Origin of the sequence: Wolbachia endosymbiont of Mansonella ozzardi (assembly GCF_020278625.1) — a bacterium.
Taxonomy (GTDB): domain Bacteria; phylum Pseudomonadota; class Alphaproteobacteria; order Rickettsiales; family Anaplasmataceae; genus Wolbachia.
On the sequence record NZ_JADAKK010000031.1, the window covers coordinates 1 to 12652 of the forward strand.

Here is a 12652-nt window from a genome sequence, read left to right on the forward strand (position 1 = left end):
TCACTACTATAAGTCCTTATCTTACCTCTCTTGGACTATTATGGGAAGGCTAAAAAACACCAATACTTAAAATCCAGGTTATTCTAATGACTGCGCAAAATCCTCTGTGCTATGATATTTGTGAGTATCTGATATAATACTCAATTGGTTAATCTAAATAGATAGGTGATCTCATCTATAAAAATATTTTTCACCTCGTTTATTCTTGGATTTATTCTTTCTCCTTATTTTATAAAACTTCTAAAAAAAGTATGCAAAAATGGACAGCCAATCAGGTTATCTGGACCAGAAAGCCATTTAATGACAAAAAAAAATACCCCTACCATGGGTGGGATAGTAATACTGATTTCTTCTTTACTACCAATTCTACTTTGGGCTCAATTAACACCAGAGATTCTATTATTGGTGTTTATAACCCTATTTTTTGCTCTGATTGGGTTTATTGACGATTATCTAAAATTAAAAGCAAATAACCATCGAGGTTTAAGCGCAAAAACTAAAACACTTATCCAATTTGTTGTCACTCTGATTGGTGTGTCCATATTTAAGCTGTATTTTGCTGAAGACGTTGCAAAGACATTTCTAGTTAAAGGAATAACGATCGACTTTGGCTACCTATATGTTCCGTTTGCTGCATTTGTGGTTGTCGGCTCTTCCAACGCTGTAAATATTACAGATGGTCTAGACGGCCTTGCTGCAACTCAAGTTATCACTTCTTTTGCTTCTTTAGGACTAGTTGCGTACATAACTCAAGCAAACGTGAACATTACTTTATTCTGTATTGCATTTGTAGGAGCAATTTTAAGTTTCTTGTGGTTTAACACGCACCCGGCAAAGATGTTTATGGGTGATGTTGGCAGTTTATCAATCGGTGCAGTTTTGGGACTAATCAGCGTTCTCATTAAAAGGGAAGTGCTTTTTGCTGTTATTGGAATAATTTTTGTAATAGAAACACTATCTGTAATTATCCAGGTATCATATTTTAAATATACAAAGTTTAAGTATGGGAAGGGAAGGAGGATTTTTCTTATGGTGCCAATACACCACCATTTTGAAAAGAAGGGATGGTCAGAAAATGAAATAGTTATGAAATTTTGGATAATTGCCATCACCTGTTCAATTTTTACTGTAGCTTTCTTGTTATAAAAACCTATGTCATACCCAGATTTCACATTAGAAAACAAATTATCAGGAGTGATAGCAGGAGTGGACGAAGTTGGGAGGGGTCCGATAGCTGGCCCTGTAATGTCTGCAGCAGTAGTATTTACCAATAGGAATATAATCATTGAAGGAATTAATGATTCAAAAAAGTTGACTGCTAAAAACAGGCAAGTTCTATATGAAAAGATAACGTCTGTTGCAAAATTTGGTATAGGAATGGCAAGTGTTGAAGAAATAAATTCATACAACATTTTACAAGCAACGAAACTTTCAATGCAACGTGCATTGACAAACTTAGGTCTAGAATTAGATTATGTTCTGGTTGATGGTAATCAACCACCTAAAATAAAATGGCAGGTAAGGTCCATAGTAAGCGGTGATAGTTTGAGTATATCAATTGCAGCCGCTTCAATTATTGCAAAAGTGACAAGAGATAAGCTGATGCAAGAGTTGCATGATCAACATCCAGAATATAATTGGTATAAAAATAAAGGATATGGGACAAAAGAGCATATAGACTCTATAAACTTCCATGGTATTACAGAACACCATAGAAGAAACTTTGCACCTATCTCACACTTTGTTGAACGAGCACCTTGAGCTTAGCCAGGCAGAAATGACATCCGTTTAATGCAAAACAGGTGTGACAAGCCTATAGCTCACTTACATATTTTTTGATCTCAGCTGTGATCTTATCAGATTGACTTTCATCCGAATCTAGATTAGCTGCAAAATGTGTGACATACTTTCCTCCAGGGCCAATAAGATATATTATTGAAGAATGGTTAATTTTCTCTTCCCTACCAACTTTACTGGCATATACTTTATAATTTGAAATTATTTCGTCTATTTTCTCTCTCTCACCGGTCAACATTTGTATCCTATGATCAAATTGCTGCTGAAATTCTTTAAGTTTTTCCGTGCTATCGTGTTCAGGGTCAACTGTTATAAAAAACGTTTGTAGCTTGTTATGAGTCTTCTCATCTAGCTTTGCAAGTGTTTCTGAGATTATTCCAAGATTCATAGGGCAAATCTTCTTACATGAAGAAAATCCGAAGAAAATCATCATATATTTATCTTTAAAATCACTACTACGTATGGTCTGTCCATCTTGATTAATCAAAGAAAAATCTCCTCCTATCTTGACTTCTGCGTTATGAACCATCGCTGGAGCAAATATGCCTTTCTTAGTGAAATAACAATAACCAAGAAAAATGGCTGCTAATGTTATTACTATACTGGAAAATAACCTTACAAACTTTAGCATTTAGAGAGCACATAGTAAAATTGAATTGTATCTTCATTTGTTTGCCCATTCAATAAATTTCTTCCAAAGTGGATTGTTAATTTTATCCAACAGTTTTCTATGTTCATTAACTTCTTCATTACTTGGTGAGTGTTCCCTACGAGCTAAGTTACGTACTTTGTGCTGAATGGCTGTGGGGTTGTTATCCTGCTCACATTGATTATCAAACAAAAAAGTTTGCAACCCTCCTGTGAGTTCAACATACACTTTTGCAAGCAATTGAGCGTCAATTAGTGCTCCGTGTAATTCCCTATCCTCCAGCGATATATCAAAACGCTTACATAATGCACTTAAAGATGCAGGTGACCCTGCAAATTTTTTTCTCGTAAGTGGCAATGTATCCAGCACTCTGTCTGAAGAAATTAATCCAGCACCCAATTTACTCAGCTCCATATTAAGGAACTTAATATCAAATTCAGCGTTGTGAATTATCAAAATATCGCTAGATATAAAGTCAAGAAATTCTAATGCAATATCTGAAAATAACGGTTTATCTTCTAAAAATTCTTCACTAATGCCGTGAATCTTAAATGAGTGGTAAGGTATACCTCTTTCTGGATTGATATACTGATGGAATACTTTACCTGTCTGAATGCGGTTAATTAGTTCCACACATCCTATTTCAATAATCCGGTGACCAGATTTGATATCCAGACCAGTAGTTTCAGTATCAAGTACTATTTCGCGTAATTTATTTTCCATGTTAAATTAGAATTATTCATACTTTACGTTCGTTTTACCATCATCTGCCTTTTTATAGTTTATGGAAGTAAGCAACCAGCTTGGATTTGATGAATTAATATTTTTCTTGAATTGCCAAACATCCTCAACTTTATTGATAATGGATGTGCTACCTGATATAACATCTCCCTTGTCATTCTTAACAAAGTTAATCTGCTCTGAAAGGAAATATACTGTAATAAACACTACATTTTTTACTAGTTTTATTTCTAAAACCTTTTGTAAAACAATAGAAACAATTATAGATTCTTGTATCTCTTTACGGTGTCTGATCTTTTCTGCAAAATTGTTGTATAAGTCTTTATCCAAGAGAGGTTTTAACTTGGACAGATTTCCTTGATTGAAATACTTTATTATTAATTCGAAAGCTATGCCTGAACCTTCCATAAAATGGGAAACAGAGAAATCTTTATTTTTCTGTAATATTTGCTCATAAGTAGCTTTTATTGAATTTTTGTCGTTGCTACTGATATAATCTTCAATGTTTTCTACTACATCTTCTTTACTTTGGCTTATATCAAGTGCACTAGTCAGTTTTTTCAGGTTGAGGTTTGTTGATTTCCCTAAAGAATTGTACAACCGTGAAAAAACGAATGCCGCTAATAAAGCATATATTACGAGCTCTATCATAGTAACTCAACTCCCTAGCATATAAAGTACCTGAACATTATTAGTTATTAATAAAAATGGCTTATCCTATACCAATCGCAATTTAGGTTTGCTATTAATCTATAAATGGCTATATTGTACAAAAAAGTGTTAAATACTTCAACTTAATTGTAAGGAGACTAAAAAATGTCACAACACAAAATGAAAATTCATGGCCAATACATTAAAGATCTATCGTTTGAAAATCCGAACTCACCATTTCTCTCTGCAAAAGAAGCCCCAGGTATTAATGTAATGGTTAATATCAATTCAGTGAGATTGGAAGGAACTGAAGGTGAGGAAGGAAGGAATGAAGGAAAATCTTTTCATGAAATTACTTTGCATATAGAAGCCAAAGCAACGGTAAAAGATGAGAACATAAAAGATGGTATTGCTTTCATTTGTGAAACGAAATATTGTGGTATTTTTTCAATAGGAAACTTTGCAGAGTTAAGTGCAGAAGAGATAAGCCAAGCTTTATTTATTGGTGGGCCTACTTTTCTCTTTCCTTTTGCGAGAGAAATAATTGCAAGAGTTACAAGTAGTGGTGGGTTTCCTCCACTTATGCTAGACCCTATAGATTTTGAAGCTATGTATAAGCAGCAGAGTCAACAACAAAAAAATACTGTGAGCAATAAGAACTTCAACTGATATGGCACTACTTCGTTATTACGGTGCATGAGATGATTTTGTTGCATAGCAAATTAAGAGGCTCTAACGCTTTTAATAGTTAAGCCTTTTTAAAGATATCCCTTTTGTATTACAGCTAAGTTTATAAAATAATTGACAATGTTAATTTTCTAACCTATAAGTAGATTTTTGAGATAACTACCAGAGGAGGTATAAAGTTTGATTGAAGTATCAGTTCATTATGGTGATGTAGATAGGGCTTTTCCAGTATTGAAAAAAACAATTCAAAAAGAAGGAAGAGGGGTAAAAATGAAAAAGCAATACCATGAAAAGAAATCAGAAAAGAGAGCTAAAAAGAAAGCTGAAGCTAAAAAAAAGAGGCGTCAACAAGAGAGTAGAAGGCAGCGTTATGGTTGGTAGTTTTTAATAGTTTATTATGGTTGTTTTATGAATATTCACGAATATCAAGCGAAAGAGATTTTGCGCAAATTTAATGTTCCAGTGCCAAAGGGTTTTGTTACTACATCTGCAGAAGAAGTAGAGACTCAAATGGGTCAGTTAAAGTCTGACGTGCTTGTGGTTAAAGCTCAAATTCACGCAGGTGGCAGAGGCAAAGCTGGTGGTATAAGGCTGGCAAAGTCGGCTGAAGAAGCTAAGCAGTTTGTAAAGTCTATGCTTGGCATGACTTTAATTACTCACCAAACAGGACCAAAAGGGCAGCAAGTAAAGAGAGTATACATCGAGGAAGGCTCAAGCATTAAGAAAGAGTATTATTTAAGTCTAGTAGTTGATCCCAAGCTCAGTAGACCAACATTTATATTTTCCTCAGAAGGTGGAATGGATATTGAAGGAGTTGCAAAAAATTCCCCTACAAAAATTGTAAAATTTGATATTGATTATACTGCTGGTTTTACAAGTTTTGATAGCAGCAAATTAAGCAATGGTTTTAATCTGAGTTCAGAACAAATAAAAAAAATAACAAATATTGCAAAAAACATATATGATGCATTTATTGCAACTGATGCAAGCCAAATAGAGATTAATCCACTAGTCGAAACAAATTCTGGGGATTTTATTGCGCTTGATGCTAAAATCAATTTCGATGATAACGCTTTATACCGTCATTCGGAGATTGTGGAACTCCGTGATTATGACGAAGAAGTAAAAGAAGAAATAGAAGCTTCAAAACGTGGGCTCAGTTATATTAAAATGGATGGCAGCATTGGTTGCATGGTAAACGGTGCGGGTCTTGCTATGGCAACAATGGATATAATAAAATACTACGGAGCAGAACCTGCCAACTTTTTGGATGTCGGCGGTGGAGCAAGTAAAGAGACTGTCACTGAGGCGTTTAAAATTATATTGTCTGACAGTAACGTAAAAGGGATTTTAGTCAACATATTTGGTGGCATAATGCGCTGCGATATCATTGCAAGTGGCATCGTTGAGGCTGCAAAAGAAATGAGTATAAAAGTTCCTTTAGTGGTTAGGTTATCAGGTACTAATTTTGAAGAAGGAAAAAGAATCTTAGAAGAGTCAGGATTAAATATTATTGCTGCAGATGAACTTGATGAAGCTGCACAGAAAATATTAAAAGAGGTAAAATAAATCATGTCCATTTTAGTAAGCAAAGACACAAGATTAATATGTCAGGGTTTTACCGGCACACAGGGTACATTCCACTCAGAGCAAGCAATTAGCTACGGAACAAAAATGGTTGGTGGTGTAACTCCTGGCAAGGGTGGAAGCTCTCACCTTAATTTACCGGTCTTTAATACTGTAGTAGAAGCCAAAGAAAAAACTGATGCAAATGCCACAGTGATATATGTACCTGCTAAGTTTGCTGCTGATGCAATACTAGAAGCAATAGACGCGGAAATAGAGCTGATAGTTTGTATTACAGAAGGCATTCCCATACTTAACATGGTAAAAGTCAAGCATGCGCTTATTAGTTCAAAAAGTCGATTGATCGGTCCCAACTGTCCGGGGGTTATTACACCTGAAGAATGTAAAATAGGAATTATGCCTGGACATATTCACAAGCGTGGACATATAGGGATAATGTCTCGTTCCGGAACTTTAACTTATGAAGCAGTAGCGCAAACAACTGCTGTTGGCCTTGGTCAGTCAACGTGTATAGGAATTGGAGGGGATCCTGTTCATGGTATGACGTTTGTTGATTGTATGGAACTGTTTTTAAAAGATGAAGATACCTATGGTATTGTAGTCATTGGTGAAATAGGCGGAAACGAAGAAGAGGATGTCTCACATTTTGTAAAGACAGAAAAAACTAAAAAGCCAATTGTTGGATTTGTAGCTGGTCAAACAGCACCTCCAGGAAGACGCATGGGACATGCTGGAGCGATTATCTCTTCTAGTGGAGGGAGTGCTGGTGCAAAGCTGGAGGTTATGAGGAGTGCTGGTATTGCAATTGCAGAAACTCCTGCAGTAATTGGCAAAAAAGTTTTGAAAGTCATGAATCAAGCTTAGAATATTGCTATAGAAACCCTACATTACCAGTTATAAATACATCGTCTGCCCATTCAACTAGTAAATTTCCCCCCGGCGAATTTACAGAAGTTTGTTTAGCAGTCAAATACTTACGAAGTACGGACGCGACAAATGCTGCGCAAGCTGCGCTGCCACATGAAGCAGTGATACCTGTACCCCTTTCCCAAACTCTTAAGTTTATTTCTCCACACTTTTCAATCTTTGCAATGCTGACATTCACTTTCTTGGGAAATAATATGTGGTTTTCCAATCTTGGTCCTAAGTTTTGCAACGGTATCTCACTTATGTTATCAACAAAAAAGACTATGTGAGGATTGCCAATATTTACTGCAACTGGATCCCTTAGCATTTCAACCTCTATAGGTAAGCAAAGAGTGTTACATTCAATGAATAAAGGAATTTCATGCCATTTAAATAGTGGTTTACCCATATTGACCTTTATGGACCTACCACCCACCTTGAAGCACTCTAAAATGCGCTCGTTTATTAACTCGATAGTTGCATACTCAGTGCTTTTTTCTGACATTATCAAATATCCAACGCAACGTGCTGCGTTTCCGCACATTTCAACTTCGCTGCCGTCAGCATTATAAATGCGCATAAAGCAATCAGCCGCCTCAGAGTTAGTTATAACTATTACTTGATCGCAGCTGTTTTGGTTAGCAATCTTCCTATAATGCCAACTCAAGCTATTTGTTGAACGTGAGTCTATGATAACAAAGTTGTTACCAGTACCATGCATTTTTTTCAGGACTTCGGCCATTCGTCATAGAAGGATATTTCCTCTACCGGCCTTCTTGTCTTTTCCTTAACTTCAGCACCCTCTTCTTCGTAACCAACTGCTACCACTGACATTACATAAAAATCACCAGGTATGTTGAATTTTTCTATTATTTTATCCTTATCAAATTCACCCATTTGATGGGCCATTAGGTTCATAGATGCAGCCTGCAACATAAGCGCATAGTTTGCTGCGCCAGTATCATGCTTAGCCCAGAAATTTTTTCCTTTATCCAGCTTTCGAAAATTTTTAGCACTTAATGATATAATTAGAATCTGTGCATTTTTTGCCCATTTTTGGTTAGATCCATCAAGACAACTCAGTAACCTTTCCCATGAACTTCGGTTATTTTGCTTGTTGCATATAATATATCTCCAAGGTTCGTCACTAAAACATGAAGGAGAAAATCTTGCTGCTTCTATCAGCATATTGATCTCTTCCTGATTTACTACTTTATTCGGATCGTATAAACGCCCGCTATGTCTTGTTTTCATCAATACCAATAGATCTTGTTTATTTATCATTTTTATTTAGGTATATAAATTAATCCATTGTAGCACAATATAAGTAAGATTTAAATTGCGAAATTCCATAAATACATAATACTATAAATATATTTCATTTGGAGTGGTATGTTTACAACACAATATAGTAGCAAATCAACATTGGTTGAAATTTTCTTTTGCGTCTTATTCTTATTTCTAATGACTCAAATAAGAATATCGTTGCAACCTGTGCCTATCACATTACAAAGTTTAGGAGTGATGTTTATTGGGCTCAAATTTAACCGCAAAACGGCATTTTATTCCGTGCTTACATATTTATCACTTGGTACAGCAGGGTTACCCATTTTTGCGGGGTTCTCCAGTGGTTATCACACTCTTCTTGGACCAACAGGTGGGTATTTAATTGGCTTTTTAGCTGCTGTTATGGCAATGGGCAAAGTAAATGAGTTACTAGACTCCAGATGTGGATCACTTATGCGTAATTCTCTAAGTTGTCTGGCTGGCACAGTTGTAATCTTTATCTATGGTGCCAGTTGGCTTGCTATTCACGTTGGTCTGAAACAGGCAATAACGGTTGGTGTTCTGCCATTTATTCTGCCTGGTTTAGTAAAGACTTTTCTACTAGTGGCGGCTTTACAATATTTAAAAAAATAATAAGATTTTGCCCTCATCATTTTATGTGTACCCTTGCATTTCGAGGATATGGGTACTCTTGGGGCTTTGTAAAAAACTATAGAAAGATAGCAAATAAGGTAATTACTGATCCCAGTATTCAAATCAAGGTAGTCGGTGATCTTGATAGTATCTGCAATGCTTGTTCACATCAGACTGAGCAAGGTGAGTGCACCACAAAAGCTAAAGTTTTGGAGCTGGACAGAAGGCATATGGAAGTTTTAGAGATAAAAATTGGAGAGACTTTAACCTGGAACGAAGCAATAAAAAGAATTAGAGAGAAAATGTCTCTAGAGAAATTTGACTACACATGTGAAAAGTGTAACTGGAAACCATATGGAATGTGCAAAAGTGCCCTTTTGGATTGCCGCCTCCAGATAATGTGCTAATTAAGATATGAAGAAGGGCACCACCCAAGTAGCCGACACTGGTATTCTTATGTCATCTAAGTAGCCCTTTCTTATCGTTCCAGCTTCCTCTTCTTGTTATTCCAGGATCCGATACTGGTATCCAGTCTTTCCATGACAATTAAAATGTTATGTTTTAAATTAAGATTGGCTACTTTCTATGCTCACAAAATTAGTTTGCTTATAAGCAAGCAAACTTTCCTGGATTCCAGCGTTACGCGCTGGAATGACAGAAAAGCGGGGCTGTTGCCTTTTTTGATAAAAACAATCCATTCTCTTCTACAATGATATGTGTAGAAGCTGCTAGGGGAGGGACAATATCTTTAACAGTTTATTTTAAGTCTTTAAGATCTTTCACTAACCCTTCATAATTTGCATCAACCTTCACAACCAGCTCATCAAGCCTACTTTTCTCTTCTGCCAGAGCGTTATTTAATTGATTAATAGACTTGTTATTGTTGTCCAATACGTCATCCAATTTAGGGACAAATCCATCATTTAAATCCTTTATTAACTTATCTAAAACCTTATGAATATACCCAACTTGTACATTATTTCCTTTCTCCTCCTCGAAAGATAGAGGTCTGTGTTTAACTTCTATTCTGCCTATTGTTTTGAGATCGTTTTCACTTTCTTGTTGATTGTCATTATTCATACTAACCTCTGTAAAAATTAAAATTTTAGAATTTGTACTGAAATAGCATGTGAAGAAAATAATAGCCCAGCGGGCTATTATTTTCTTCATGTAATTTATCCCTACTAAATGTCTTCACCAATTTTGTCTTCTTCTAAAGTCTGTACCTTAGATTGTAAATCATCGAGGCTTTTTATTAGGCCACTATTGCTATCGCCAATGTCAGTAATTAGCTTTTCAACCTACTTTTTTCTTCTATTAGTACAGAGTTTAGCTTAGTGACTAGCGCTTTATTAATTTCTCCAATTAACTTGTCCATAGCACCTTGAACATAACTAATTTGTGCTACTTTGGTTTTTATTTGTTTATATTGTTCAGGTTTAATAGGTCCAACTTCTTGCATAAGCTTATTTCCATTCGTCTCACTTTGAAAAAGGGCAGGTGCAGAGATGGATGTCAGTTTTCCCATACTTCATCGCCAACCGAACACTCATTTATTTCTAGTTTCTTAAGCAAGTCTGTTAACTCTTCTTGTTTACCTTATCTTTCAAAATTTTTGTTATTCATATAAGTCTCCTTGTAAAAATAAAATTTTAAAAATAATTTAGTCAAGTACATAAAAAGCTTTTGTTGTTCACAAATACCAAATTTAAAGGCACATAGGCTCAACCTGTGTATATACTCCTCATTACTATAGGTTCAGCATTAGCGCTTTGAATGTTTGCAGTTTTGTAAGATAATTCTGAACTTTTCCAAACTTCATCATCAATGACTTCTTTATCTCTCCCGAGTTCTTTAAGCATTTTCATCACCTCATCTAACTTTATAAAACATTTTTCCCTATTCTTTACAAAGCTTTCTTTAATTGCCTTAATAACAGCACCAAATTGATTCTGATTACCTGATTGATCAGCTACAGATATAACTTTCTCATAAGGTAGCTTGTGGATAATGTCTTTAAGCTTTTTTGCATCGAGATTATTCAAAAGTTCTGCAAATAGCTGGTCAGGCATGTTGCAAGCAAAAGTCTGAAATTTTTCAAAGTTAGTTAGGGAATCAATTATAAGTTTGATCCTGCCAGGATCAGTTAAATTCTGAGCTTATTACCTCAAGCTTCTCGTGATCTAGCTTATTGACTAAATTCTTTAATTTATCTTCTTCTAGAGTATTGACCAGAATATAAAGCTGGTTAGGCTCCAGTTCCCTGGAAAGAATAGTTAAGTGATGTTCAGATAAACTTCTTATTAGGCTTATAAATTGATAATCGTCTATATTTTTAATGAGTACTTTAAACTGATCCATTTTTAAGTGGGTAAGATGTTTTCTAATTGTCTTGGTTTTAACCCTTTCGCTAGAGCTTCAAGCTGACCCTCATTTAAAATAGGAACAATAATTTTCAGTTTTGTCTCATTTAACTCCTGAGCAAGAGTTTTGAGTTAGTGGTTGGTTAAGCGATTAACTAGAGTTTGAATCTGGTTACCTGATAGAAAGATGTCAGCTCAAGTCGACCCAAAAGATATGAGATTAACTCTTGAAATGCTTCATTCAAAAATTTATCGTAACAAGGTGTACTTTCATGTCCTAGGTTCTGTTCCATCTATTTGAAATCTGCAATCTATAGTTACCATCTCCATCATCCATTAGGGCAACATATCTGAAATCACCGTAAGAATATTTATTCCACCAATAATAATCATTATTATCTTGATTGGTTTTAGGTTCAAATGCGTACAGTGTACCATCTTTATAAAAGAAGGTATTACAGTTATGCAATTCACAGATTTCGCTTTGATCGCTTTCTTTGATAATAATAGGAGCGTAAATTTTATCATGTTCATTATGAGTGCTTTTTTTCAAGATAAGCCTCAATTCCTTATCTTTGTATTCTAAGATATCAAAGTTTCTGTTAAAATTTGACAATGAAGATAGTGGCAGAATTGTTATAAAGTTTTTTGTGTCTTCGCTAGAGCTAACTACTCTATCATATAGAGCAAACTTATATTTACCTTTGTGTTCAATTACCTTTACATTTATAAAATGGCTTGGCAGTTCCTGCAATTTCATCTTGCTCTGGGAATATCCTTTAAGGAATATTCTTTATTGTTGTGAAATGGCCAATGACACCTAATTATCTTGCCATCACCCTCACTTGCTATATATAGGTTTCCACCTTCATCATCTAGCCTGCGTGCAAATATATATGGATAAGAAAAAGAGATTTGTTTACCTTGCTGATCTTTACTTTACTAATTTTATTTTATAACACTCTTCACCTCCAATATAAAACGGTCCTTCCTTTTCTAATTTTAAAATATCTTTTACATTACTCATAAATATCTCTCAATAAATTTACAATTATCAATATTATAATATCTATTAGTTAATTTATTACTAAATTAGTATACACTATAATTACAATAAAAGATGTCACTTGCACAAACTTCTTGCATTGCCTCTGCCATGCAAATAGCGCTACACATGAACATTGTGATTTGCAAGTCACTTACAGTTGCAGGTGCAAGTATCTGCTATTTTCATGTTCTTGAGGAGGCTGCATTCAATAACCTCTATGCTTAAGAAGCTTACCAAATAAAAAAAGGCAAAAGAAACCCTGGTCAGTATTTATTTTTAGTATTGGCATTTTTATGTCTTAAA

Annotated in this window: 18 protein-coding genes; 8 read left to right on the top strand and 10 right to left on the bottom strand. The window is 35.0% G+C overall.

Annotated elements, in window-relative coordinates:
- The first annotated feature begins 165 nt into the window (after positions 1-165).
- Positions 166-1146 (top strand): phospho-N-acetylmuramoyl-pentapeptide-transferase, encoded by a 981-nt coding sequence (gene mraY, locus IHO40_RS03660; RefSeq protein ID WP_225536811.1) that lies wholly within the window; start codon positions 166-168, stop codon positions 1144-1146.
- A 6-nt stretch (positions 1147-1152) separates the two neighbouring features.
- Positions 1153-1761 carry a ribonuclease HII gene (locus IHO40_RS03665; protein WP_225536812.1) on the top strand — a complete coding sequence of 203 codons (609 nt, stop codon included), beginning with the start codon at positions 1153-1155 and terminating at the stop codon, positions 1759-1761.
- 52 nt (positions 1762-1813) lie between these two features.
- On the opposite strand, the gene IHO40_RS03670 is transcribed toward IHO40_RS03665, so the two are convergent.
- The 3 genes from IHO40_RS03670 to IHO40_RS03680 are packed head-to-tail and all read right to left on the bottom strand — an operon-like array spanning position 1814 to position 3838.
- Positions 1814-2428, bottom strand: a complete 615-nt coding sequence (locus IHO40_RS03670) for an SCO family protein (RefSeq protein WP_225536813.1) — start codon at positions 2426-2428, stop codon at positions 1814-1816.
- 33 nt (positions 2429-2461) lie between these two features.
- Entirely contained in the window at positions 2462-3169 is a 708-nt protein-coding gene (dnaQ, locus tag IHO40_RS03675) for a DNA polymerase III subunit epsilon (RefSeq protein ID WP_225536814.1), read from the bottom strand.
- A gap of 12 nt (positions 3170-3181) precedes the next feature.
- On the bottom strand, positions 3182-3838 hold the full coding sequence (locus IHO40_RS03680) for a Tim44/TimA family putative adaptor protein (protein ID WP_225536815.1): 657 nt from the start codon (positions 3836-3838) through the stop codon (positions 3182-3184).
- Between the two features lie 165 nt (positions 3839-4003).
- On the opposite strand from IHO40_RS03680, the gene secB reads away from it, so the two are divergent.
- The 4 genes from secB (at position 4004) to sucD (ending at position 6976) form a co-directional block, all read left to right on the top strand.
- Entirely contained in the window at positions 4004-4507 is a 504-nt protein-coding gene (gene secB, locus IHO40_RS03685) for a protein-export chaperone SecB (protein WP_225536816.1), read from the top strand.
- A gap of 198 nt (positions 4508-4705) precedes the next feature.
- Positions 4706-4906, top strand: a complete 201-nt coding sequence (gene rpsU, locus IHO40_RS03690) for a 30S ribosomal protein S21 (protein ID WP_041045577.1) — start codon at positions 4706-4708, stop codon at positions 4904-4906.
- Positions 4907-4933: 27 nt separating this feature from the next.
- The gene (sucC, locus tag IHO40_RS03695) at positions 4934-6094 is read left to right on the top strand and encodes an ADP-forming succinate--CoA ligase subunit beta (RefSeq protein WP_225536817.1); all 1161 of its coding nucleotides are present in this window, start codon (positions 4934-4936) and stop codon (positions 6092-6094) included.
- A 3-nt stretch (positions 6095-6097) separates the two neighbouring features.
- Positions 6098-6976, top strand: coding sequence for a succinate--CoA ligase subunit alpha (gene sucD, locus IHO40_RS03700; RefSeq protein ID WP_225536818.1), 879 nt, complete (start codon positions 6098-6100; stop codon positions 6974-6976).
- Positions 6977-6983: 7 nt separating this feature from the next.
- Here the strand turns inward: sucD and dapF are convergent, their stop codons facing one another.
- On the bottom strand, positions 6984-7739 hold the full coding sequence (dapF, locus tag IHO40_RS03705) for a diaminopimelate epimerase (RefSeq protein WP_255585989.1): 756 nt from the start codon (positions 7737-7739) through the stop codon (positions 6984-6986).
- Between the two features lie 5 nt (positions 7740-7744).
- Complete coding sequence (locus IHO40_RS03710; protein WP_225536820.1) at positions 7745-8272, bottom strand: nitroreductase family protein; 528 nt, start codon at positions 8270-8272, stop codon at positions 7745-7747.
- Between the two features lie 138 nt (positions 8273-8410).
- Between IHO40_RS03710 and IHO40_RS03715 the strand changes: the two genes are divergently transcribed.
- Entirely contained in the window at positions 8411-8938 is a 528-nt protein-coding gene (locus IHO40_RS03715; protein WP_368666767.1) for a biotin transporter BioY, read from the top strand.
- A complete protein-coding gene (locus IHO40_RS03720) occupies positions 8935-9345 on the top strand; it encodes a DUF1284 domain-containing protein (protein WP_368666768.1) in 411 nt (136 codons plus the stop codon). Before IHO40_RS03715 ends, IHO40_RS03720 begins: the two co-directional genes overlap by 4 nt.
- Positions 9346-9694: 349 nt before the next feature.
- Here the strand turns inward: IHO40_RS03720 and IHO40_RS03725 are convergent, their stop codons facing one another.
- The 5 genes from IHO40_RS03725 to IHO40_RS03745 all read right to left on the bottom strand — a co-directional run bounded on the left by IHO40_RS03725 (position 9695) and on the right by IHO40_RS03745 (position 12061).
- Positions 9695-10108: a hypothetical protein gene (locus tag IHO40_RS03725; RefSeq protein WP_225536823.1), complete on the bottom strand. Its 414-nt coding sequence runs from the start codon at positions 10106-10108 to the stop codon at positions 9695-9697.
- 118 nt (positions 10109-10226) lie between these two features.
- Positions 10227-10466 carry a hypothetical protein gene (locus IHO40_RS03730; protein WP_225536824.1) on the bottom strand — a complete coding sequence of 80 codons (240 nt, stop codon included), beginning with the start codon at positions 10464-10466 and terminating at the stop codon, positions 10227-10229.
- Positions 10467-10662: 196 nt separating this feature from the next.
- Positions 10663-11010 (bottom strand): hypothetical protein, encoded by a 348-nt coding sequence (locus IHO40_RS03735; RefSeq protein WP_225536825.1) that lies wholly within the window; start codon positions 11008-11010, stop codon positions 10663-10665.
- A 70-nt stretch (positions 11011-11080) separates the two neighbouring features.
- Positions 11081-11299 carry a hypothetical protein gene (locus IHO40_RS03740; protein WP_255585990.1) on the bottom strand — a complete coding sequence of 73 codons (219 nt, stop codon included), beginning with the start codon at positions 11297-11299 and terminating at the stop codon, positions 11081-11083.
- 279 nt (positions 11300-11578) lie between these two features.
- Entirely contained in the window at positions 11579-12061 is a 483-nt protein-coding gene (locus IHO40_RS03745; protein ID WP_225536826.1) for a hypothetical protein, read from the bottom strand.
- Between the last annotated feature and the right edge of the window lie 591 nt (positions 12062-12652).

What these genes read in the sequence shown, in the direction of transcription:
- IHO40_RS03665 (WP_225536812.1), top strand. Translation starts at nt 1,153, where the DNA reads ATGTCATACCCAGATTTCACATTAGAAAACAAATTATCAGGAGTGATA.
- IHO40_RS03670 (WP_225536813.1), bottom strand. Translation starts at nt 2,428, where the DNA reads ATGCTAAAGTTTGTAAGGTTATTTTCCAGTATAGTAATAACATTAGCA.
- dnaQ (WP_225536814.1), bottom strand. Translation starts at nt 3,169, where the DNA reads ATGGAAAATAAATTACGCGAAATAGTACTTGATACTGAAACTACTGGT.
- IHO40_RS03680 (WP_225536815.1), bottom strand. Translation starts at nt 3,838, where the DNA reads ATGATAGAGCTCGTAATATATGCTTTATTAGCGGCATTCGTTTTTTCA.
- secB (WP_225536816.1), top strand. Translation starts at nt 4,004, where the DNA reads ATGTCACAACACAAAATGAAAATTCATGGCCAATACATTAAAGATCTA.
- sucC (WP_225536817.1), top strand. Translation starts at nt 4,934, where the DNA reads ATGAATATTCACGAATATCAAGCGAAAGAGATTTTGCGCAAATTTAAT.
- sucD (WP_225536818.1), top strand. Translation starts at nt 6,098, where the DNA reads ATGTCCATTTTAGTAAGCAAAGACACAAGATTAATATGTCAGGGTTTT.
- dapF (WP_255585989.1), bottom strand. Translation starts at nt 7,739, where the DNA reads ATGCATGGTACTGGTAACAACTTTGTTATCATAGACTCACGTTCAACA.
- IHO40_RS03710 (WP_225536820.1), bottom strand. Translation starts at nt 8,272, where the DNA reads ATGAAAACAAGACATAGCGGGCGTTTATACGATCCGAATAAAGTAGTA.
- IHO40_RS03715 (WP_368666767.1), top strand. Translation starts at nt 8,411, where the DNA reads ATGTTTACAACACAATATAGTAGCAAATCAACATTGGTTGAAATTTTC.
- IHO40_RS03725 (WP_225536823.1), bottom strand. Translation starts at nt 10,108, where the DNA reads ATGAAGAAAATAATAGCCCGCTGGGCTATTATTTTCTTCACATGCTAT.
- IHO40_RS03730 (WP_225536824.1), bottom strand. Translation starts at nt 10,466, where the DNA reads ATGGGAAAACTGACATCCATCTCTGCACCTGCCCTTTTTCAAAGTGAG.
- IHO40_RS03735 (WP_225536825.1), bottom strand. Translation starts at nt 11,010, where the DNA reads ATGCCTGACCAGCTATTTGCAGAACTTTTGAATAATCTCGATGCAAAA.
- IHO40_RS03740 (WP_255585990.1), bottom strand. Translation starts at nt 11,299, where the DNA reads ATGGATCAGTTTAAAGTACTCATTAAAAATATAGACGATTATCAATTT.
- IHO40_RS03745 (WP_225536826.1), bottom strand. Translation starts at nt 12,061, where the DNA reads ATGAAATTGCAGGAACTGCCAAGCCATTTTATAAATGTAAAGGTAATT.